The 22,267-nt window shown below is 64.3% G+C and carries 14 protein-coding genes; 4 read left to right on the top strand and 10 right to left on the bottom strand.

Annotated features, from left to right (window positions below; all coding sequences use genetic code 11):
* Window positions 1-2: 2 nt before the first annotated feature.
* Genes AKG11_RS12155 through AKG11_RS12145 form a run of 3 tightly spaced genes read right to left on the bottom strand, consistent with a single transcriptional unit; the run spans window position 3 to window position 4,490 of the window.
* Entirely contained in the window at window positions 3-2,960 is a 2,958-nt protein-coding gene (locus tag AKG11_RS12155; RefSeq protein ID WP_050744069.1) for a sarcosine oxidase subunit alpha family protein, read from the bottom strand.
* Window positions 2,957-3,232, bottom strand: coding sequence for a sarcosine oxidase subunit delta (locus tag AKG11_RS12150; protein WP_050744068.1), 276 nt, complete (start codon window positions 3,230-3,232; stop codon window positions 2,957-2,959). Before AKG11_RS12150 ends, AKG11_RS12155 begins: the two co-directional genes overlap by 4 nt.
* A 7-nt stretch (window positions 3,233-3,239) precedes the next feature.
* The gene (locus tag AKG11_RS12145; RefSeq protein WP_050744067.1) at window positions 3,240-4,490 is read right to left on the bottom strand and encodes a sarcosine oxidase subunit beta family protein; all 1,251 of its coding nucleotides are present in this window, start codon (window positions 4,488-4,490) and stop codon (window positions 3,240-3,242) included.
* A 203-nt stretch (window positions 4,491-4,693) separates the two neighbouring features.
* On the opposite strand from AKG11_RS12145, the gene cysQ reads away from it, so the two are divergent.
* The 4 genes from cysQ (at window position 4,694) to AKG11_RS12125 (ending at window position 8,601) form a co-directional block, all read left to right on the top strand.
* The gene (gene cysQ, locus AKG11_RS12140; protein WP_050744221.1) at window positions 4,694-5,500 is read left to right on the top strand and encodes a 3'(2'),5'-bisphosphate nucleotidase CysQ; all 807 of its coding nucleotides are present in this window, start codon (window positions 4,694-4,696) and stop codon (window positions 5,498-5,500) included.
* A gap of 192 nt (window positions 5,501-5,692) precedes the next feature.
* The gene (locus AKG11_RS12135) at window positions 5,693-7,102 is read left to right on the top strand and encodes a KpsE/RkpR family capsule polysaccharide export protein (RefSeq protein ID WP_023512205.1); all 1,410 of its coding nucleotides are present in this window, start codon (window positions 5,693-5,695) and stop codon (window positions 7,100-7,102) included.
* 24 nt (window positions 7,103-7,126) lie between these two features.
* A complete protein-coding gene (locus AKG11_RS12130) occupies window positions 7,127-7,918 on the top strand; it encodes an ABC transporter permease (RefSeq protein WP_023517035.1) in 792 nt (263 codons plus the stop codon).
* Window positions 7,918-8,601 (top strand): ABC transporter ATP-binding protein, encoded by a 684-nt coding sequence (locus AKG11_RS12125; RefSeq protein ID WP_024270830.1) that lies wholly within the window; start codon window positions 7,918-7,920, stop codon window positions 8,599-8,601. Before AKG11_RS12130 ends, AKG11_RS12125 begins: the two co-directional genes overlap by 1 nt.
* An 85-nt stretch (window positions 8,602-8,686) precedes the next feature.
* Here the strand turns inward: AKG11_RS12125 and AKG11_RS12120 are convergent, their stop codons facing one another.
* The 7 genes from AKG11_RS12120 to AKG11_RS12090 form a co-directional block, all read right to left on the bottom strand.
* Window positions 8,687-10,099, bottom strand: a complete 1,413-nt coding sequence (locus AKG11_RS12120) for a capsule biosynthesis protein (RefSeq protein ID WP_050744066.1) — start codon at window positions 10,097-10,099, stop codon at window positions 8,687-8,689.
* Between the two features lie 176 nt (window positions 10,100-10,275).
* Complete coding sequence (locus AKG11_RS12115) at window positions 10,276-12,303, bottom strand: capsular polysaccharide biosynthesis protein (protein ID WP_197283976.1); 2,028 nt, start codon at window positions 12,301-12,303, stop codon at window positions 10,276-10,278.
* 113 nt (window positions 12,304-12,416) lie between these two features.
* On the bottom strand, window positions 12,417-13,634 hold the full coding sequence (locus AKG11_RS12110) for a polysaccharide biosynthesis/export family protein (RefSeq protein ID WP_024270828.1): 1,218 nt from the start codon (window positions 13,632-13,634) through the stop codon (window positions 12,417-12,419).
* A gap of 465 nt (window positions 13,635-14,099) precedes the next feature.
* Window positions 14,100-17,183: an efflux RND transporter permease subunit gene (locus AKG11_RS12105; protein ID WP_050744064.1), complete on the bottom strand. Its 3,084-nt coding sequence runs from the start codon at window positions 17,181-17,183 to the stop codon at window positions 14,100-14,102.
* Window positions 17,180-18,253 carry an efflux RND transporter periplasmic adaptor subunit gene (locus AKG11_RS12100; RefSeq protein WP_050744063.1) on the bottom strand — a complete coding sequence of 358 codons (1,074 nt, stop codon included), beginning with the start codon at window positions 18,251-18,253 and terminating at the stop codon, window positions 17,180-17,182. The genes AKG11_RS12105 and AKG11_RS12100 overlap by 4 nt, the downstream gene beginning before the upstream one ends.
* Window positions 18,250-19,335, bottom strand: coding sequence for an efflux RND transporter periplasmic adaptor subunit (locus tag AKG11_RS12095; RefSeq protein WP_156334092.1), 1,086 nt, complete (start codon window positions 19,333-19,335; stop codon window positions 18,250-18,252). The genes AKG11_RS12100 and AKG11_RS12095 overlap by 4 nt, the downstream gene beginning before the upstream one ends.
* A gap of 538 nt (window positions 19,336-19,873) precedes the next feature.
* A complete protein-coding gene (locus AKG11_RS12090) occupies window positions 19,874-22,195 on the bottom strand; it encodes a methyl-accepting chemotaxis protein (protein WP_050744061.1) in 2,322 nt (773 codons plus the stop codon).
* Window positions 22,196-22,267: the final 72 nt, after the last annotated feature.

The raw sequence follows: 22,267 nt of genomic DNA, 5'->3' as shown, positions 1-22,267 counted from the left end.
CCTCACGCCGTCAGCTTTCGGTTTTCCGGATCGACGAAGACCGGATCGCAGACTTCGGCAAATGTCTCCACACCGCGCAGCTGGTCCCAGACGACGATCTTCTCGCCGTAGCGCTCGCGCCCTGATTTCAGGAAGGCAAGCGCAATATGCGTGCCGAGCGTCGGTGAGAAGCAGACGGAGCTGACCCAGCCCTGGTCGTTGATCGTCGAAGGCTTGGCACCGTCCTTGAGAAGATGCGCGCCGGCGCGCATGTCCTTGTCCGCCTCCAGTGCCTTCAAGCCAACGAGCTGGGCGCGGTCGGCGGCGGTCAGGCCGAAGCGGGTGGAGAGCCGCTTGCCGATGAAATCCGGCTTGCCGGTGCCCATCATGCGGCCGAGGCCCGCATCGTCGGGCGTCACGCGACCGTCGAGCTCGGCATGGGTGACATGGCCCTTCTCGATGCGCAGCACGTTCAGCGCCTCGACACCATAGGCGCAGAGGCCGTGCGGCGCGCCCACCCGCATCAGCGCGTCGGCCACCGCTTCGCCATAGCTTGCCGGCACCGCCAGCTCATAGGCAAGCTCGCCGGAAAAGGAGATGCGGAAGAGCCGTGCCTTCAGATTGCCCTTCAGCCGCACCTCACGCGCGGCGAGGAACGGGAAGGCTGCATCGGAAAGATCGTCCTCGACGGCGGCCTGCAGGATCGTACGCGCCTTCGGCCCGGCAATCGACATCTGCGCCCATTGGTCGGAGACCGACAGGAAGCGAACGCGAAGCTCCGGCCAGAGGGCCTGTGCGGCAAACTCCATATGCGAAAGCACGCCCGCGGCCATGGCCGTGGTGGTCGTCACCAGGAAATGCTCTTCGGCCAGCCGGCTCACCGTGCCATCGTCATAGACCATACCGTCCTCGCGCAGCATCAGCCCGTAGCGAGCCTTGCCGACGGGAAGCTTGAGCACGGGATTGCAATAAAGCCGGTTCAGGAACTCGGCGGCATCCGGGCCGAAGACCTCGATCTTGCCGAGCGTCGAGACATCGCAGAGGCCGGCATGCTCGCGCACGGTCCGGACCTCGCGATCGACGCTTTCCCGCCAGGTCTTTTCCCCAGCCTTCGGGAACCAGGAAGAGCGATACCAGAGGCCGGCATCGATGAAGACGGCACCGTGCCGGGCCGCCCAGCCATGCAGCGGCGAGCGGCGGGCGGGCATCGCATGTTCATCACGCGCGGGACCGGCGAGCGCGCCGAAGGAGACAGGCGTATAGAACGGCCGGAAGGTGGTGGTGCCCACCTCGGCGGGACTGACGCCGCGCATCGTGGCCAGGATGCCGATGGCGTTGATGTTGCCGAGCTTGCCCTGGTCCGTCGCCATGCCGCTCGTCGTGTAGCGCTTGGCATGCTCGACATGGCCGAAGCCTTCGCGAAGGGCAAGACCGAGATCCTTGCCGTGCACGTCGTTCTGGAAATCGACGAAGGCCTTCGACTTGGCGCCCGGCACATGCCAGAGCGCCGTGAAGGATGGATCGATCTCCTCGCCGACGACGGGACGCTCGAAGCCGGCAACAGGCCGGCCAAACATTTCCACGACGGCGGCCGCCTTGCGCGCACCGTCCTCGAAACATTCGGACAACCGATAGTGTCCCGCCGCGGCACCGGCCATGACGAGGCTGTCGCCCGCATCCGGCGCCAGGAACGCCTGCAGGGCCTGCGACCAGACCGGCTTGCCGCCGCGCTGGCAGGCAAGGTGGATGACCGGGCTCCAGCCTCCGGACATGGCCAGGGCGTCGCAGGGGATCAATTCCTCGAAGCCGCCGCGATCAGCAACCACGGCGCGGAGACGCTTGCTCCCCTTCGTATCGACGATGCTGCCGCCACGCATGACCCGCACACCATCGGGCGCTCGGTCCGCAGCCTCCGTGCGGCTGTCGATGAGCACCTCAACCGGCACACCCTGCGCGGAAAGGTCTGCAGCCGTACGGTAGCCGGACGAACCGTTGGTGAAGATCGCCACCGACCGGCCGGCGGCGACGCCGAACCGGTTGGCATAGGTGCTGGCGGCGCTCGCCATCATTATGCCCGGCCGGTCATTGCCGCCGAAGACCAGCGGCCGCTCCTCCGCACCGGTGGCGAGGATCGCATGCTTCGCCACGATGCGCCACAGGCGCTCGACCGGCCTTGCCGCGTCGATCGTCGCGCTGTGCTTCTGCACCCGCTCGACGGCACCGAAAACATTGTCGTCATACCAGCCGAAGACCGTGGTCCTGGACAACAGCGTAACGCCGGGATGCCCCTGCAATTCGTCGATCGCGTGCCGGGCAAAGACGAACGACGCCTCACCGTCAAGCCTGGTCGTTTCCGAAAGCAGCGCCCCGCCGAGGGCGAAATCCTGCTCGGCAAGGATCACACGCAGCCCCGAGCGGGCGGCGACCAGCGCCGCGGCGAGCCCCGCCGGGCCAGAGCCGACGACGAGAAGGTCGCAATGCGCCCAGCTCTTCTCGTAGGCATCGGGATCACGCGGAAGGTCCGTGCGGCCGAGGCCGGCGGCGCGGCGGATCAGAGGTTCGTAAACCTTTTCCCAGAAGACGGCCGGCCACATGAAGGTCTTGTAGTAGAAGCCGGCGGACAGGAAGCGCGACAGGCGGTCGTTCACCGCGCCGATATCGAAGACGAGGCTCGGCCAGCGATTCTGGCTGGTGGCCGCAAGGCCGTCATAGAGCTCGGCGACCGTTGCCTTCGTGTTCGGATCGCGCCGCGCGCCCGTACCGATGGTGACCAGCGCATTCGGCTCCGACGGCCCGGCCGTCACGATGCCGCGCGGGCGATGGTACTTGAAGCTGCGGCCGACAAGCAGCCGGTCGTTGGCCAAAAGCGCCGAGGCGAGCGTATCACCGGCATGGCCCGAAAGGCTCGACCCGTCGAAGGTGAAGCCGATGGTGTTGCTGCGGTCGATGAGGCCGCCGGAGGCAAGGCGATAGGCGGTCATTGCGCGCCTCCCTGCGCCGTGGCGGCATCCGTCACGGAAAACACCTCGTGGGTAAAGTTGTCCCGTTCCACCACCAGCCAGCGCCGGCAGCCGGCGGCATGCTGCCAATGTTCGCGGATACGCCCGCGTGGATTGGTGCGGACATGAACATAATCGTGCCACGCCTCGTCCGAAGCCATCGGCGCCGGGCGGGCAGGGGTCGCATCACCGCGGATCGAAAACTCTTCCTTGGGGCGTACCCCGCAATGAGGACAGGAAATCAGGCTCGCCATGGCATCCTCAATGCAGGTTCGGCTGGGTGCCCGCACCCGCCTCGTCGATGGGGAAACCGCGCTCGAAACGATCGAGCCTGAGCGCGCGCGCTACGTGGTGGCTCTCCCCCTTGGCGATGAGATGCGCAAAGCAGAAGCCGGAGGCCGGCGTCGCCTTGAAACCGCCGTAGCACCAGCCGCAGTTGAGATAGAGATTGTCGATCGGCGTGCGATCGATGATCGGCGAGCCATCCATCGACATGTCCATGACGCCGCCCCAGGCACGCAGCACCCGCACGCGGGATAGGCCGGGGATCATCGTCACCCCCTCCTCCATGACATGTTCGGCGGTCGCAAGGTTGCCGCGCTGGGCATAGGAGGAATAACCGTCGATCTCCGCGCCGAAGACGAGGCCGCCCTTGTCGGACTGCGAGATGTAGAAGTGCCCTGCGCCATAGGTGATGACGTGGTCGATGCAGGGCTTCAGCCCCTCGGTGACGAAGGCCTGCAGGACGTGACTCTCGATCGGCAGCTTCAGCCCGGCCATTTCACCGACGCGCGAGGTGTTGCCGGCGGCGGCGAGCGCCAGCCTGTTGCAGCCGATGAAGCCCTTCGTCGTCTCGACGCCGGTGACGATACCGTTTTCCCTGCGGATGCCGGTCACCTCGCAGTTCTGGATGAGATCGACGCCGAGCCGGTCCGCGCCGCGTGCAAAACCCCAGGCGACAGCATCGTGCCGGGCCGTGCCGGCGCGCCGCTGCAGAAGGCCGCCGATGATCGGAAAGCGGGCGTGGTCGAAGTTGAGGAAGGGCAGCATCTTCTTCAGCGTCTCGCGATCGAGCTGCTCGGCCGCCACGCCCTCCATCATCATGGCGTTGCCGCGCCGGACATAATGATCGCGCTGGCCGTCATTGTGGTAAAGGCTGATGATGCCGCGCTGCGACAGCATGACATTGTAGTTCAGCTCCCGCTCCAGCCCCTCCCACAGTTTCAGCGAGAACTCATAGAACGGCTCGTTGCCGGGCAGCATATAGTTGGAGCGCACGATGGTCGTGTTGCGTCCGACATTGCCGGAGCCGAGATAGCCCTTCTCCACCACGGCGATGTTGCGGATGCCGAACTCGCGGGCAAGATAATAAGCCGTCGCAAGACCATGCCCGCCGCCACCGACGATAATCACGTCGTAGTGGGGCTTGGGTTGTGGCTCCCGCCAGGCGGGCTTCCAGCCGAGGTTGCCGGCAAAGGCTTGTTTGAAGATCGAAAGGGCGGAGTAGCGCATGCGAAATCCTGCATCAGTCGCCCCACATTCGCATATGCAGCACAAACGGCAAGGCCGGCGTCATCTTGTCGCATCCGGGATCCGGGACTGTCCACATGCCGTTATCGAGGCCGGAAAGACGGCGCATTTGCTTTCAGGCCGTCCCGCAGCTATGGCATCAGCAGGAAAGCCGGACCGGAACCATGCAGGCAGACAGGATGGAATTGAGGCAAGTCTTGGAAAGCGCGGCACTGGCCGCAGGCAGCGCCATCATGGCCATCCACAAGGCCGGGGCCGATGTCCAGTACAAGGCGGACCAGTCGCCGGTGACCATGGCCGACGAGGAGGCCGAACGGCTGATTCTCGCCGCACTCGCACAGCATTTTCCGGAGATTCCCGTCGTCGCCGAAGAGGCTGTGGCCGCTGGCCGCGTGCCGGATGTTTCGGGCGGCGTCTTCTTCCTGGTCGATCCGCTGGACGGCACCAAGGAGTTCATTGCCGGGCGCAGTGAATTCACCGTTAACATCGCGCTCATCCGCGATCGGGCGCCGGTCGCCGGCATCGTCTATGCGCCCGCGCTCTCGACCGGCTTTATCGCCGACGGCGAGCGGGCGGAACGCTTCGAAGTCGATGGCGAGGGCACGATTTCCAGGCGCCAGTCCATCGGCTGCCGCAAATGCGGCAACGCGCTGACCGCGGTCGCCAGCCGGTCGCATGCCACGCCCGAAACGGCCCGCTTTCTCGACGACCACGGTATCGACGCCTGCACGGCGATCGGTTCCTCGCTGAAATTCTGCCTCGTCGCCGAGGGGCTCGCCGACGTCTATCCCCGCTTCGGCCGCACCATGGAATGGGACACGGCCGCGGGTGACGCGGTGCTGCGTGCAGCCGGCGGGCACACCCGCACGCTTGACGGCGCACCCCTGCTCTACGGCAAGATCCAGCAGGCGAACGACGCGGATTTTGCCAATCCGGACTTCATCGCCGCAAGTGCCGACTGGAGCGGCGGGCCGGCGGCGACCACAAAATAACCAGATTGCTCGAAGAGGAATGCGCGCCGACCGGAGGGGGTGGATTTTCCGCTCCCGTTCGTCTTGCGGGCGGCGTTGGCGACCACCGGGCCGCCGCGGCATTTTTATTGTCTGTAAAGGCAATTTCGAATAAGTTGCGGCGACAAGCATTTAGGCGACGCCCCCGTTTGCTGTTGGAAAGAGTGAGCCGACGTGAAAGATGAGAAAGCGCCCCTCGTGGCGGAAACCCCGACCCACGTCGCCGACAACACGAGCAGCCTGCTTGAAATCGCCAAGCAGCGGGCCCGCCAGCGCGCAACAGAACAGAAGGTCGTGAAGATCAAGCAGGGCGCAGCAAAGCGTCCGGTCAATCCGGCCATCGATGACGACGAGAATCTTGGATCGCGGGCGGAAATACGCGCGCGCAAGCCCGCCGACCTCGTCAGTTCCGTCCTGACCCTGCCCGCAATCCCCAAGCAGAAGCGACAGCTTCCCTGGCCGATCATTTCCTTCCTGCTGGCCGCGGTCCTGCCGACGATCCTGACGGGCCTCTACTATCTCTTCCTCGCCAGCCCGCAATACGTGGTCGAGACCCAATTTTCGGTGCGCGGCTCGAACTCGTCCTCGCTCAACGCCCTCGGCCTGACCGCGCTTGTCGGAAACAGCGCGCAGTCGGGCGATTCCTACGTGGTTGCCGACTACATCCAGTCCTCGCAGATCCTGCCTGACATCCGCGAGCAGACCGGCGTCGACATCCGCACCGTTTACTCCCGTCCGAGCATCGACTTCCTCTATCGCGAGAACGAGAGCCGTCCGCTCGACGAGTTCCGCGATTATTGGCGCGACATGGTCAATGTCAGCTACAATTCCACGACCGGCAACGTGACGATGCGCGTCTTCGCCTTCTCGCCGTCGGACGCGAAGAAGGTGGCCGACGCGGTCCTCACCGTCTCGGAAAACCTGGTCAACACGCTTTCGGAAAAGTCGCGCCGGCAGTTCGTCGAGGTCGCCAACCAGCAGGTCGCACGCTCGGAAGAGCGGCTGCGCAACATCCGTGGGCAGATCACAGACCTGCGCATTTCCGAACAGGCCGTCGATCCGACAGCGGTTGCGACGATGGAAGCCACGATCATCAGTTCGCTCGAACAGGAACTCGCTTCTTTGCGCACACGCTACAAGGCGCTGGTCGATTCGGTCAGCAAGGATGCGCCGTCCGCCCGCGTCATCGAGCGGCAGATCGTCGCCCTGGAAGAGCAGCTGATCGAGCAGAAGAAGCGCATCAGCGGCGATGGCGCCAACGACGACAGCAGCAACAAGACGACACGCAGCGGCCTGGATGCCGGCCGGGCCCTGCCCGAAATGATCGACCGCTTCACCGAGCTCAGCGTCGAGCAGGAGTTCGCCGTCAAGGCTTATACGACCTCGCTTGCCGCACTGGAAGCAGCCATGCAGGAAGCGCAGAAGCAGGAGCGTTACTTCGCCGTCTACGTGCAGCCGCGCGAGCCGGAAATTGCCCTCTATCCGCTGGGTGCTATCAACACGCTCATCATGCTCGCCGCGGCGTCATGCCTCTGGCTGATCGGTTACTTCGCCTTCCGGTCCGTGAAGGATCATGCGATCTGATCGCGATGAGGAGAGAGTGGCGGAATGGCTCTGCTCGCTGAAAAACCCCTAAGCTATGCCCTGCGCGAAAACGCGCGGGTGATTGCTGCGCTGGTCGTTCGCAGCGCCGTGACGCGCTTCGGGGAAAGCCGGCTGGGTTTCATCTGGATCCTGGCCGAGCCCGCCGCCTATGTCGGCATCTTCCTCCTCATCCACACACAGCTGAAGGCACATGTGCCCTTCGGCGACAATGCGTTGTTGTTCATCCTGGCCGGTGTCTTCGGCTTCCGCATGACGCGCGGCATCTCGCGCAAGACGGAACGCGCCATCATGAGCAACCAGCCGATGCTGACCTACCCGCTGGTCAGGCCGCTCGATACGCTGGTGGCGACCTTCCTGCTGGAAACGACGATCTGGATGATCATCTGCGCCGTGTTCATGGGCGGGCTCGCCATTTCGCTCGACCGGGACGTCATCGTCTATCCCGGCGAATTTGCCGAGGGTATGGCAGCGATCCTCTACTTCGCCTTCTCCTTCGCAGCGTTTAACGCAACGATGAGCGCGCTCGTACCGCGCTACGACACCTTCCTCAGCATGCTGAGCATGCCGCTGATGCTGATGTCCGGTGTCTTCTTCATGCCCGCGGAAATGCCGCCGGGCTTCCAGGCCGTGCTGTGGTGGAACCCGTTCCTGCACTGCGTCGAATGGTTCCGCACGTCGACCTATCTCGATTACCACGCGCTGCTGAGCAAGCCCTACCTGCTCGGGCTTTCGACCGCGCTGCTCACATCCGCGCTCGTGCTGGAGCGCCTGTTCCGCCGAAAGATCATAGACTGATGATCATCTTCGACAATGTCAGCAAGGCCTTCCCTCGCCCGGGCGGCGGCAAAAAGGTCATCCTCGACCGGTTCACGGCGGCCTTCCGCCCCGGCACCAATGTCGGCATCCTCGGCCGCAACGGCGCCGGCAAGTCGACGCTGATGAGCCTGATCTCCGGCGCGGACATGCCCGATTCGGGGCGCATCCTGCGCGAAGGCAAGATTTCCTGGCCGCTGGGTTTTCGCGGCGGCGTGCACAGCAAGCTGACGGGCGCACAGAACACCCGCTTCATCGCCGATATCTACGGCAAGAACCGCACCAAGGTTCTGGATTTCGTCGCCGACTTTTCCGAGCTCGGCCCCTATCTCGATATGCCGGTGAAGACCTATTCCGCCGGCATGAAGGCACGCCTTTCCTTCGGCATCTGCATGGCGATCGGCTTCGAATATTACCTGATCGACGAGGTGATCGCCGTCGGCGACTCCACCTTCAAGAAGAAATGCAAGGACGTCTTCGACGAGCGTCGCGAGAACGCCACCCTGCTTCTCGTCTCCCACTCCTCCGGCCTCCTGCGCTCGTTCTGCGACATCGGCGGCGTGATGAACAATGGCCAGCTCACCTTCTACAACGACATCGAGGAAGCGATCGAGGTGCATGAAGAGATCCTTCGCACTTCCGCCAGCCAGCGCCGTTCGGCCTGATTTCCGAAACAAAAAAGCGCCCCGCAACCATGTTGGGGACGCTCGGCTTTCCTGAAAACCTCGGGGCGGAGGCCCCGGCCACCGCCTACTGCGATTGGGCCAGCAGGGGCATGACGTTGGACGCCTCGGGCAGTTCCACCACCCGGCCTGCCGCATCAACCGCCCGCAGCTTCTCGAGCAGCGAATTCACCGCAACCTCGATGCCCTCATAGGCATAGTAGTCACCGGGGTGCAGGCATTCCTGCGCGATCCAGTTCAGGTAGTCGCGCCGCTGCGCCACCGGCGCCACGTGGCCGGATGACCAGAAACTGTCCAGCTCGATACCCTTGTTGACGCAGAAGGCGAGCGCGGGATGCCGGTAAAAGGCCTGGCCGAGAACGGCAAGTGGAATGCCGTGCTGCAGCGCCGAGAGGCCGGACGTGCTGTTGATCGTCACCATGCCCGCCGCATGCCGCGTCATCAGGCCCAGCGAACCGCTGTCGAGGATGTGGATACGATCCGAGACGTTGTTGAGCACGCCGACCTGGCGGATAAACTGCTTGTCCTGGCTGTGTCCCCGCTCCATCGGATGGATCTTGAACACCAGCTGGTGCGTCGGTGGCGCGTTTCGCGCAAAGGAGACGATGCTCTTCAGGATGAGCTTCTGGTTGTTCCAGCCGCTTGCCGCCGCGCCGAGCTGGCTGTCGTCATGCACCTGCAGCGGCACGATGTAATATTTCTTGTCGTGGTGCTCAAGCAGCCGCTCCATCGTGCGGTAATTGCTGCCGAGATTGCGGAACTTCCGGTAGTAGTTCTTGATCCAGTAGAATGCCTCGGGCGCGAGAGACCGCTTGTGCTTGTGGAAAAGCTTGCGTTCGCTCAGTGTCGAAAAGACGCCGCGCACCGAAAAATAGGTGAAGGCATAGGTTGCCATGGCACCGAAAGACGACGGGAAGTTTGTCCCGCGCGTGCGTTCGCGACGCTTTTCGTCATCCTTGTCGGAAGGTAGAAGACCCGCGATTGGCGAGCGCCAGTTGTTGCCGCCAACCTCCATCGTGACGAAGCCGGGGCGGATATAGCCTTCCTCAAGGCTGAGCACGGGAATGTTGAGCGTGGCGCATTGCTCGATGGCGATCTTGTGGATCTCGCGCTCGCAGCCGAACAGCACGACATGATCGAAACCATGCTCGCCGACGATCTCGGTAAACCAGTCCCGCCAGACATCGGCCGTTCCGGAGAAATGCAGGCTCTTGCCACCGCGGGCGAACAACCGGTCTCCGGCGTTGAAACAGACACGCCAGGCATCGAAACCGCTGTCATTGAGCAGCGCCTGAGCCTTGCGGAAGAAGGGACCGACCGGCCCCTGCAGGAAGAGAACGCGCGGTGCGCTCTTGGAAGGGAACCGCTTGGAGAGCTTTCGGCGCAACGCCAGATTGATCAGCCGCGATCCACGCGCTCCAGCGACGCCATCTGCGTCGGAGCGACCCGCCTTCAAATCGGTATCATGCTGTACGCTCATGACAGGTCGGCTCAACTCAAATTATGCTGCTGGATGGAATGGTATTCGCACAAAGGCGCCGTTTTAGCAACCGCATCTGCCATGCTCCCCGATTTTCTCGCCGATCCCCCGGCATACAGACAACTGCTGCGTACAAGACGGCGACTCGGATGTGTTCCCACGTTTCTGACCGTCTTTTACCGCAACCGCGAGTCGCGAAGCAACACCCCCACGCGGTTGATCTGTTGCGCCGCACACAAAAAGAGCTTCCGCCCGACTCCGGGCGATTTCATGGCGGCACCCGAAATTTCTTCAACCAAATCCTCCGGACGGCACGGCAAACCACTGAGAGGATGGATATAAAGCGGGTATCGGACAAGGCTTGCAGCCACCAGGGCCTCGAGATCGATACGGCGCAAGCGGCGGGGAATGGGCAAGCGATCGTCGGTCAGGCCCCAGCCTGCATAGAACGGTGCCCCATGGACGCCGACCGCCTTGCCGCGCAGGAGCGCCTCGAAGCCGGCCAGCGAGGTCATCGTCTCGACCCGGTCCGCCCAGCCGATCCATTGCAGGATATCGCCGCTGCGAGCGATGAGATCGGCCTCCTGCGGCTCGGCGCCACCATCACGCACGCCAGAAACCACATCCGGATGCGCCTTGTAGACGATGAAGGCATCGGGAAACAGGGCCCGAACCGCGCGCACGAGGTCGGCATTGGAGCGCACCACGGGCGAGCCGTAACGGATGGACGCATCCTTCTCCACCTGCCCCGGCACAAGGATTTTCACCCGCCCTTCGGCAACCGCCGGCAGGTCGGCCGCCGTGCCAAGATTGTATTTGGAGACACCGCGCTGCACCAGCAGGCCTATGAGGTCGCTCGCCCGCCGTCGAAGGTCCTCGTCGACCGTACCATGCGCGATCAGCGCCTCCAGCCGACTTTCTCCCCGTGCATCATAGTAGACATGCTCTCCGTCGATCGCGATGGAGGATGGCATGGTGAGATTCACCCCCAGCCCGCGGGACCGGATGAAGCCATCCTCAAGCCGCATTGCCGGTACATCGGCCGGCAGCGCCACATCGCTTCCCCACAGCGCGACGACACCGTCTGCCGCCTTCGCTGCGGCAACCGCCGCGTCGATCGAGCGGGCATGGACCGGGTCACCCGCCATGCCCTTCAGGAAAGGCGCCATGGCCCTGCGCTTCCAGGGCGAGAAGCCGGCCGTAAAGACCTTGCGCCCGATGCGCGCGCGCTGGTCGCGCACCGTGATCGCCTGCTCGACCGCCCGCTCCGGGGCACAGGGCTGGCGCGTGTGCAGGTCGAGATAATGCGAATAGTCGATGTAGGCTGCGTGGAAGACCTGTTCGAGCGAGGCGGACGGACGGACGGGCGACAGCTGGCCATGATCGACCGTGAGGCCGCGACCGGAATAGTAGGTGGTGCCGAAACAATGGACAGGCCGCTCCGCCACCAACGCCTCGAAACCGAGCTGGCTTGACACCGTGTAGACGCTGTCGGCTTCCTCCAGCAGGGGCCAGGGGTTCATGCGCGGGGGCACGACGATCTCGACACCCAGCGCACTTGCCGCCTGCCGCAAGAGGCTGCGGTCGCCTGCCGCCGGATGGGTACGCACGACCAGGGTCTTTCCCGGGTGATGGGCCGCCGCATGCTCCAGCATGGCGCGGAAACTCGCGGCACTCGCCCCTGCCCCGGCAATGGAGGCATCGCCGGCCACCTGATCGACGAGCAGGACAAAGGGACGCCCTTGCGGCACACCGGCAGCTGCCGGCGTCAGCACTGGACTGTTGTTGTATTTCGACAGGCGCGCAGCGCGCAGCTGCGCCATCAGCCGGCTCGCACGCGCCAGCGCAGCGGCATCGGTCACCGGCTGCGACAGCAACCGTTCGAGGCCACTCGGATGGAGCACATCGAAATAGATGCCCTCCCGGTCGACCACATAGGAATGGCTGGGCTCCCCGCGCCCCGCTGCAAAGCCGCGCAGGAAGCCGTCCTCAAGGGTGATGGCCTCTTTGCCGGCACGTGCCGCAAGCCGCACCGCGCGCCGGCCGGACGATCGGCGTCCCCAGCCGACGAACCCGTCGATCCGCCCGGGCAAGGCAAAGGGCCATGCAACGATCTCCGCATCGAGCAGGCGTGCGATATCTGCCCGCTGCTGCCAGAGGCCGAAGGAAAGAAGCGCATAGGTTTTGCGTGCCTTGCCGGCCATGCAGTCCTCGAAAGCCATTCCGGCTAATCTGCGGAGCGCGCGAGGCCGGCGACCCCGGCAATGCCGGAGCGCCGCACAGGCATCACCGCATCAAGCGGGCCGCATCCCACCCGTCAGAGCAGGTCCGCCGTGCGCTGGATATTGTAGGCCGCGCTCGAACCGCTGGAAACGATCGTCAGGAACTTCGCAAGGTCCGTCGCAACGTGGCGCGCCAGATAGACGACGTCCTTGTTCCGAACGGGGAAGTTCTGCGCGACGATATAGCTCTGCGTTGCCCCGAGATCGAGGCGATAGACGATCGGATAACGCCCTTCCGAATCCGCCACCATGCCGCGGGCGATGAGGTCGCGGAAGCGATCATCACCGACAACGGTGCGGTAAACGTTCTCGTCCTCGTAACGGAAGACGAAATAGCCCTTCGGGTCGGCCGTCGCGACATTGCCGCCGCCGGCCAGCGCCGCAGCTTCGACAAGGCTCAGCTTGGCCGCGTCAAACGGAATCTTGCCGGACTTCTTCGTCTGGCCGAGTGCAGCGAAGGTCTGCGGGTCATAGGTCAGGTAGATCTGGTCATCCGGCTTGACGTAGATGTCGTCCTTCGGATTGTCGATGACCGACTGCAGCAGCACGCTGCGCGTCTTGCCGCCGCGCTTGAGGCTGACATAGGTATCATAGGGCGGCTTGGCAGCGCCGCCGGCCATGGCGATCACTTCGCTGATATGCTGGCCGCTGAGGCCGAGCGGCACGATGCCCGACTTGTTGACGTCGCCCTGAATGGAAACGGTGCGCGAGGCATTGCCGGCCATGGAAACGATGACGTCAGGCTCGACGGCCTTCGCCTTCAGCGCATCGACGATCGTGGCACGCGCCGAATCGATCGTCATGCCGGCAAAGCGCACGGAACCGACATAGGGAATCTGGCCATGGCCATCCGGCTGCACGATGACGGGGATCGTCGTGGACTTGCGATCATTTGTGGAGAACAGGCCGTCCGGGCCCGCTTCGAAGATCGTGACTTCCAGGCGATCACCGACGCCGATGACCGGCGTGCCGCCGCCACCGCCGAAGCCGAAGGTGCTGGACAGGCCGTACCGCTTGGCCGCGCTGACACTGTTGGCAACGCGCTGATCGACATTCACGACGTCGAAGATCAGCTTGGTCTGGGGAATTTCGTAGGACTTGCCGTCCGCGCCGGCCGAAAGGACCTCGTGGGTCAACGGGCCATCGCTCGGAACCACGCAGCCCGCCAGCGTCAACAGGGCACCCGCCGCAAGAATCCGCGCAAATGCGCCCAAAAGCCTGCGCGGCGTGCCCACGTCTTCAATTGCGATCATCACTTAGCATTTCCCTTCGACCGTACCTCACAAGGCACGGGGCAAGAGCCAGCCGCTTGCCACGACAGGGCGCCATAGACATGCAGTTCCAATGTCTCGTCAAGTCCCATGACCAAACCTTGTCCCACCACGCAAGCCCATGCGGCCCCCGCCGACACCATGGAGCAAATCCCTTGCACATTCGTTACGGTCTGAAAAGACGGCGGGCCGTTTGGCGTTGAAAATCAACTTTTTCCACCAGCTTTTTCAGAAGGAGTGCGACAAAAAGAACGCAACTTTTCCTCCACCCGCCCGACAGCGAACGCGCCTCCCAACCCACAGTTTATGCACATGCCTTGCCCGGCTCTGACCTTCCGGGGGCGACCGGGCGCAGAAAGCAGTGACGGGGGAGATGGGCAAAAATATGGGTGGCGGTTATCGCGCCTGCGCGGAACGGGTTCGCCGCGCAGGACCGGCAGGGCTGCCTTAAACCGCCTCGACAGGTTCGGGTTCGGGCACAGGCGCCTCCGCCTCTTCCGGCTGGATACGGAACCAGGCGATATAGAGCGCCGGCAGGAAGAGCAGCGTCAGCACCGTGCCGACGACGATTCCGCCCATCATGGCATAGGCCATCGGCCCCCAGAACACCTCGCGCGAAATGGGGATAAGCGCGAGGCTGGCGGCGGCCGCCGTCAGCATGATCGGCCGCATGCGATGCTCGGTCGCCTCGCGCACGGCCCTCCAGGCATGCATGCCCTCCCGTCTTAGGTCCTCGATCTGCACGACGAGGATGACCGAGTTGCGGATGAGGATGCCGATCAGCGCCAGCACGCCGAGAATCGCGACGAAGCCGAGCGGCGCCCCGCTGCCGAGCAGCGCGATGACGACCCCGATGAGCGCCAGCGGCGCCACGGCGAAGACGAGGAAGAGCCGCGAGAAGCTCTGGAGCTGGAGCATCAGGATCGTCGCCATGGCAAACAGCATGAGCGGCACGACCGCGACGATAGGCGCCTGGCTGTCAGCGCTTTCCTCCACCGTACCGCCAACCTCGACCGCATAGCCGGAGGGCATCTTCGCCTGGAAGGCAGAAACGTCCTTTTCCAGCCGCGAGACGATCGTCGCCGGCTGCACGCCGCCAGTGATGCTTGCCTTGACCGTGATGGTCGGCTGGCGGGAGCGACGCCAGACGACGGGCTGCTCCATTTCGTAGCGAAAGTTCGCCACCGCGGCGAGCGGCACGGAGGTGCCGTTGGCCGTGGGCAGCTGGAGCTGACGCAGCGTCTCGATAGACTGGCGCTCGGCGGCCCGCGCCCGGCCGATGACGTCGATCAGGTAGACGTCGTCGCGGATCTGGGTGACGGCCGTGCCGCCGACGACGCCATTCAGAGCGGAGGCGATGTCCTGCGAGGTGACGCCGAGCTGGCGTGCCTTGTCCTGCAAAACATCGACCTTCACCACGCGGGCGGGCTCGTTCCAGTCGTAGACGATGTCCCCGAGCCGGGTGTCCTTGCCGATGACTTCGCCGAAGGCGAGCGCCTGCTTGCGCACCTCCTGGATATCCGGGCCGCTGACGCGGTACTGAATCGGCCGGCCAACCGGCGGACCGATGTCGAGCAGCTTCACCAGCGCGTCCGTGCCGACGAAGGTCTCGCGCAGATAGGCCTGGAGATCGGCCCTCAGCCGGTCACGCGCCTCCAGGTCCTTGGTGACGATGACCGTCTGGCCGAAGGCCGGCGACGGTGGCTGAACGTCGAAGGACAGAAGGAAGCGCACCGCGCCCTGCCCGATATAGGAAGACCAGCGCTCGATGTCCGGGTTGCCCTTGAGCTTCTCCTCTTCCAGTTTGGCGATCTGCGCATTGGTCTCGGCAATCGAGGCATTCTGCGGCAGCGACCAGTCGATGATGAGCTCCGGCCGGTCGGAGGACGGGAAGAACTGTTCCTGCACGAAGCGCATGGCGAAGACGGAAACGCCGAAGACCAGCACGGTCGCGACGATGGTCGTCCATTTCCAGTGCATGCAGGTATCGAGCAGGCGCGCGAAGGTGCGGGCGAACCAGCCCTTCTGCTCGTGGTGCTTCTTCATCGTCTTCGGCAGGATCGTCACGCCGAGCAGCGGCGCGAAGATGACCGCGACCACCCAGGAGACGACGAGCGAGATGGCGATGACGACGAAGAGGCTGAAGGTGAATTCGCCGGCCGCGCTGTTGTTGAGGCCGATCGGAATGAAACCCGCCACCGTCACCAGCGTGCCGGTGAGCATGGGAAAGGCGGTGGACGTATAGACATAGGTCGCCGCCTTGCGGAGCGAATCCCCCATTTCCAGCCGCGCCACCATCATCTCGACGGCAATCATCGCATCATCGACGAGCAGGCCGAGCGCGATGATGAGCGCGCCGAGCGAGATGCGCTGCAGCGAGATGCCGTCGTAATACATGAAGACGAAGGTGATCGCGAGCGTCAGCGGGATCGACAGCGCCACGACGAGACCCGCGCGGATACCCAGGCTGACGAAGCTGACCGCGAGCACGATGATGACAGCCTCGAACAGTGCCCGCGTAAAACCCGACACCGCCTCCTCGACCACCTTCGGCTGGTCGGAGACGAGGTGCACGTCGACGCCGACCGGCAGTTCATGGGAAAGCAGCTCGATCTCCTTTTCCACCGCCGCGCCGAATTCGAGCAGGTTCGAGCCCTGCTTCATGCCGATGGCAAGGCCGATGGCCGGCTCGCCGTTGAAGCGGAAGAGCGCCGATGGCGGGTCCTCGTAGCTGCGGGTAATCGTTGCGATGTCGCTGAGGCGGAAGAAGCGGTTGTTGACGCGCAGATTGACGTCGCGAAGGCTCGCCTCCGAGGCGAACTGCCCGCCGACGCGCACGCTGACGCGCTCGCCGCCGGCCTGCACGACGCCGGAGGGGGCCACGGCATTCTGGGCCTGCAGCGTGGACACCACCTGCTGGGTGGAAATGCCGAGGGCGGCAAGCTGGCGCGTCGAAAATTCGAGATAGATCACCTCGTCCTCAGCCCCGACGAGATCGACCTTGCCGATATTGGGTACGGTGAGGATGCGCCGGCGGGCATCCTCGACATAGTCGCGCAGCTGGCGCGGCGAGAGGCCATCGGCGGTGAAGGCATAGATATTGCCGAAGACATCGCCGAAGCGATCGTTGAAGGCCGGGCCGACGACGCCGGAGGGGAATTCACCCCTGATGTCGCTGATCATGTTGCGGACGGTCACCCAGGTGGGAGCAACGTCGCGTGCACGGGTCGTCGGCTTGAGGTTGACGAAGATCAGCGTCTGGCCGGGTGTCGTGATGCTGCGGGTGAAATCGAGCGATTCCAGCTCCTCCAGCTTGCGCTCGATGCGCTCGGTCACCTGCAGCGTCGTCTCTTCCACGGAGGCCCCGGGCCAGGCGGCGCTGATCGTCATCGTCTTGATGGTGAAGGAAGGATCCTCCTCGCGGCCGAGATTCTGGTAGGCGAAGAAGCCGAGCAGCGCGAAGACGATCATGAAGTACCAGACGAGCGATGCATGATCGAGCGCCCAGTCCGAAAGGTTGAACTTCTTCATAGGCCTGCCTCGTCTTCAACCTTGATTTTCTGTCCCTCTTCGAGGCTATTCACCCCAGCCGTGACGACCCGGTCGCCGGCTTTCAGTCCACCTGTGACCTGAAGCGTGCGCCCGGCAACGGGGCCTGTCTCGATCGGCACCAGATGCACCTCGCCCTTCTCGCCATCGACCAGCCAGACATTCGGCTTGCCGTCCTTCCGAAACACGGCGGTTTCAGGGATCACGATGGCAGTGAGATCCGGCCCTTCGAGCTCGGCGGTGATGGTTGTACCGAGGCGAACGGTATTCGGCGGGTTTTCCAGCGCGATCTTCACCCGCCGCGTGCGCGTAACAACATCGGCGGACGGCGCGACCTCGCGCACCACACCTTTCACCGTGACGTCGGGGTTGATCTGCAGGGAGACGGTGAAGCGGCTGCCGAGGGCGATGGCCTCCGCCGTCTCGGGAATATCGACCACTGCATCGCGCTCGTCGGGCCGCGCCATCGTGACGATCGCTTCGCCGGGCGAGACGGTCTGCCCAACCTCGGCACCGGTCGCCACGACGACGCCATCGAATTCGGCAAGGATCCGGGTGTAGGAAAGCTGCTCTTCCGCCTTGACCAGCGCCGTCTTCGCTCGCGTCAGGCCTGCATCGGCCGCCTCGCGGGATTGTTCGGCGCTTTCGACGGCGGCCTTGGCCGCAGCATTCGACTGGAGCAGCGTCTTCTGGCGCTCCTCGGTCGCGATCGCGCTTGAAAGCGTCGCCTCGGCGCTGGAAAGCTCGGCACGGGCCGAGCGCACGGCAAGTTCATAGGCCGTCGCATCGAGGACGGCGAGCTCGTCGCCCTTCTTCACGAGATCGCCGACATGAACGGTGCGCGAGACGAGGCGGCCGGAAACGCGCGAACCGAGCGCAGCCTGCACCTTGGCCTGCACCGTGCCGGCAAAGCGCGTTCCGGGCAATGCGGTGGGCACGACCACCATGGAGAGAACCGGACGCGGCGGTGCGGCCGCCTCTTCTTCCTTCTTGCAGCCGGCAAGCGCCATGGCAGCGATGACGACCGTTGCGAGAGGTACATGTTTCCTCATCGGGCGGCTCCTTCGATCGCGGTGACGGTCTGGCCGGGGCGGAGCAGCTTCGTGCCATTGGCAACGTAGGTTTCCCCCTCCTCGATGCCGCCCGAAAGCAGCGCGACATCGGTCTCGAAGGACAGGACCTCCACCGGGCGCAGATCCACCGTACTGTTCGCCTTGTCGACGATCCACAGCGCCGGCTTGCCATCAAGCCCAGCCGACAACGCCTGCCACGGCACCACCGCCACCCGGCGCGGCGCCAGGGCGCCGACGCCGACGACCGAGGAGCCGAGGGTCATTTCCGGCGGCGTGCGGTCCATGGCGATCTTGACGCGCACCGTGCCGGTCTCAGCGTCGATTGTCGGCGAGACCTCGCGCACATTGCCGGTCGTGCGCACGCTGTCATCGCTGAGCAGGGTAACGGTCACCCCATTTTCCGCCGGCCGGGCGAAGAACAGCGATTCATAGACATTGAAGACGGCGTCGCGCGGACCGGTATCGGCAATCGTGAACATGGTCTGCGCCGCCTGCGCCACCTGCCCAGTTTCGGCCAGGCGCGCGGTGACGATGCCGTCGGCGGGCGCACGCAGTTCGGTGTAGGACAGCACCTCCTTTGCCGTGTCACGCTGGGCGATCGCCGCCTCACGGGCGCTTTCGGCCGTGCGCAGGGCCGTTTCGGCATCGTCGAAATCCCGGCGGGTGCTGATGCCGTCGCTCAGCAGGGATTTCTGGCGGTCGAAATTGGCCCGGGCGAGCTTGAGCTGTGCTTCCGCAGCGCGCACGCCGGCTTCCGCCGCCTCGACATCGGCCCGCTGCTCCTCGGGATCGAGCCGCGCCAGGACCTGCCCCTCCTTGACCGCACCGCCGACATCAACGAACCAACCGGTGATACGGCCTCCGACGCGGAAGGAGAGATCCGTCTCCACCCGTGCGACCACTTCCCCGGTAATGCTGATCGTCTGTTCGCGCTCCTCGAAATGCACGGCGGCGGTGTGGACCGGCCGCGCCGCGCTGTCGGCCCATGCCGGCCAGACGGCGACGGAAAGCGCCAGCACCGCCAGCAGCATCCTGCCCGCCCTATTACCCGCTGAGGTCATCGCCGTCTCCACCGTTGCAGAATACCCATTTAATATGGGTCCTCATTATATCGCGAAGATCAGACTGACAAGCCGCACCCTCTACAGGCGCTGTCTTGCCGCAGGCGAGTGTGGCGGAGTCCGGCAAAAAAGCCAACCGGGAAGATTCTTTGGTAGAGGAATATAATAAGCCATATTTCTCAGTGCACTAACGGCAGCTTCGCCATCGTGTGCAGACAAGAAAGCCGCCGGCAGCCGCGAAACCTTTCCGGTTCCCACTGGGCTGCGCGACGGCTTTATCGGAGCGTCATTCGTTGGACGCTTCTCTTTCGGCCCCCTCTGGACCTGCAAGGAAGAAAGCAGAAAGTGTGCCAGATCGATGACGCGCAAAATACAAAAATGATTTCATATTACTAAAGCGATTTATAATAAAAACATCGGTCGAACGACCGTATCGACATGGCCAATTTGTGTGCAGCGCACAAACGTTGTGCGCCTTTTTCGTCCAAAAAAACGGCCCGGTGAACGGGCCGCTTTTCAGATTGATCTGTTGGAAGGCTCAGAACTCTTCCCAATCCTGCGCCGCCGCGCTGGCCGCAGCCGCCTGTCCACCGCCGCCAAAGGCGCGGGCCAGGGTGTTGCCAAGCGCCCGCGCGCCGGAAGCGGCCGGGCGATGCTCGGCAGCTGAAGCGATCACCGGGCGAGCGGCCGCGCCGGTGCCGAGGCGGAACTGCGCGATCAGGCTGTTGAGCGCGGCTGCCTCGGTTGCAAGCGAATGGCTTGCCGCCGTCTGCTCCTCCACCATGGCCGCGTTCTTCTGCGTGCCCTGGTCGATGGAGTTCACCGCGGCGCTGATCTCGTTGAGGCCGGTCGATTGCTCCCGCGCCGACCGCACGATGGCCGCGACGTTCTGGTCGATCTCCTGCACCTGATCGACGATCTCCGTCAGGGCCGATCCCGTCTCGCCGACCAACGCCACGCCGAGATTCACCTGCTCGCCCGATTTGGTGATCAGCGCCTTGATTTCCTTGGCGGCATTGGCCGAGCGCTGCGCCAGTTCGCGCACTTCCTGTGCGACGACCGCAAAGCCCTTGCCCGCCTCCCCGGCCCGCGCCGCCTCGACACCGGCATTGAGCGCCAGGAGGTTCGTCTGGAAGGCGATCTCGTCGATGACGCCGATGATGTTGGAAATCTCCCGCGAAGAATTCTCGATGCCGCTCATCGCGCTGACAGCGCGCTGCACCACCTCACCCGATTTCTCGGCACCGAGGCGGGTCCGCTCGACGAGCTGTCCGGCATCTTCGGCCCGCTTCGTGGCGTCCTTGAGCGAGGTGGTGATCTCTTCGAGCGCGGCAGCCGTCTCCTCAACGGAGGCAGCCTGCTGCTCGGTCCGCTTGGCGAGATCGTCGGAGGCCGAGCGGATTTCCGCCGAGCCGGCCTGGATGGCATTGGCGTTGCTGCCGACCGAGCGCAGCGCCGATTGCAGCTTTTCGACCGAGGCGTTGAAGTCGTGGCGGACCTGGTCGAGCGAACCGGCAAAGGTTTGCTCGATGCGATGCGTCATGTCCCCGTCGGCCAGTTTGTGGAGACCTTCGGCAAGCGCACCGACGGCAATGCGCGTCTGGCGCTCGCGTTCGGCAGCCTCCTCGGCACGCTGACGGCGCTCGTCTTCCGAAAGCGCACGGTTCTGCTCCGCTTCCCCCTCGAGCCGCACCTTGGCAAGCGTCGCATCCCGCAGCACGGCAAGCGAGCGGGCCATTTCGCCGATCTCGTCCTTACGCTCGGATTCGCTGAGATCGACATCCGTGCGGCCATGCGCGATCTCGCTCGTCGCGACGATGACGGTTTCGAGACGCTTGCGGAAGCGGGCGGCGAGCAACCAGCCGATGGCGATCATCAGGCCGGTCGCGATGGCAATCACGATGATCGAGGTGACGGCAAGCGCGGAGAGATTGGCAAAGAGCACCGACTTCGGCACCGCGACCACCGTATACCAGGTCGTGCCCGGCACCAGCGGCACCGGCACGGCCACCGCCATGGAGGTGAGGCCGTTGGCATCGGTGATTTCCATGGCCTTTTCCGGATTGGCGATCAGCGCCTGCCAGGCCGCGGTGTCGAGACCGGAATCGCCGAGCGTCTTGCCGAGAACCGCCGCATCCGGATAGCTCACGATGCTGCCGCCCTGGCTGAGCAATGCGACATAACCTTCGCCGAGCGGCTTCAACTGCGCCATGTCGGCAGCCAGCGCGTCAAGCGCGATATCGACACCAGTAACGCCCTTGAAGGCGCCGTCGAAGCTGAGCGGCACCATGAAGGACGTCATCAGCACGTTCTTGTCGCCGATGACATAGCTGTAAGGCTCCGTGAGGAGATCTTTGCCCGTGGCCTTCGGCACCTGATAGTAGTCGCCGGGGCCGGGCTTGTCGTAGTCGACGAGCGCGACCATGTCGACCTTGCCCGCGTTGCGTACGAAATAGGGAATGTAGCGACCCGTGGCGTCGTGTCCCGGCTGGTTCACGTATTGCGCATCCTTGCCGTCGAAGGCATCCGGCTCCCAGCCGGTGCTGACGCCGAGCGCGAAGGGATTGTCGGCCATCAGACGGTCGAATATGCCGTTCATCGTCTCGCGGCTCGGGGCATTCGTCGCCTTCATCGCGTAGAGCGCCGAGCGCATGTTCCAGCTCAGCGCCTTGACCTGCGCGAAGTAGGTCTCCACTTCGCCCGCGCTCGCCTCTGCCGCGTTGACCATTTCCGAAATGGAGCGCTCTTCCACGGCGCGGTAGGACAGAAAGAGCAGAACGCCCGCCGTCGCAACGGTGGTGGCAACACCAGCCGCCACGATGGCGAACATGTTTCGGGCAGTCGCAGTCTTCGGCAGCATAACGTCTCCTCCCATCCGCGCGGGAAAATCCGCAGCGGCAGTCATCACAAGAATGGCGGAACATGCCGGCAG

The organism is Shinella sp. SUS2 (genome assembly GCF_001262505.1).
Lineage (GTDB): Bacteria > Pseudomonadota > Alphaproteobacteria > Rhizobiales > Rhizobiaceae > Shinella.
This window is presented reverse-complemented; position numbering and strand designations above follow the sequence as displayed.

Bases quoted from the DNA above. Each gene is read 5' to 3' on its own strand.
- AKG11_RS12155 (WP_050744069.1), bottom strand. From the start codon at position 2,960: ATGACCGCCTATCGCCTTGCCTCCGGCGGCCTCATCGACCGCAGCAAC.
- AKG11_RS12150 (WP_050744068.1), bottom strand. From the start codon at position 3,232: ATGGCGAGCCTGATTTCCTGTCCTCATTGCGGGGTACGCCCCAAGGAA.
- AKG11_RS12145 (WP_050744067.1), bottom strand. From the start codon at position 4,490: ATGCGCTACTCCGCCCTTTCGATCTTCAAACAAGCCTTTGCCGGCAAC.
- AKG11_RS12130 (WP_023517035.1), top strand. From the start codon at position 7,127: ATGGCTCTGCTCGCTGAAAAACCCCTAAGCTATGCCCTGCGCGAAAAC.
- AKG11_RS12125 (WP_024270830.1), top strand. From the start codon at position 7,918: ATGATCATCTTCGACAATGTCAGCAAGGCCTTCCCTCGCCCGGGCGGC.
- AKG11_RS12120 (WP_050744066.1), bottom strand. From the start codon at position 10,099: ATGAGCGTACAGCATGATACCGATTTGAAGGCGGGTCGCTCCGACGCA.
- AKG11_RS12115 (WP_197283976.1), bottom strand. From the start codon at position 12,303: ATGGCCGGCAAGGCACGCAAAACCTATGCGCTTCTTTCCTTCGGCCTC.
- AKG11_RS12110 (WP_024270828.1), bottom strand. From the start codon at position 13,634: ATGATCGCAATTGAAGACGTGGGCACGCCGCGCAGGCTTTTGGGCGCA.
- AKG11_RS12105 (WP_050744064.1), bottom strand. From the start codon at position 17,183: ATGAAGAAGTTCAACCTTTCGGACTGGGCGCTCGATCATGCATCGCTC.
- AKG11_RS12100 (WP_050744063.1), bottom strand. From the start codon at position 18,253: ATGAGGAAACATGTACCTCTCGCAACGGTCGTCATCGCTGCCATGGCG.
- AKG11_RS12095 (WP_156334092.1), bottom strand. From the start codon at position 19,335: ATGACCTCAGCGGGTAATAGGGCGGGCAGGATGCTGCTGGCGGTGCTG.
- AKG11_RS12090 (WP_050744061.1), bottom strand. From the start codon at position 22,195: ATGCTGCCGAAGACTGCGACTGCCCGAAACATGTTCGCCATCGTGGCG.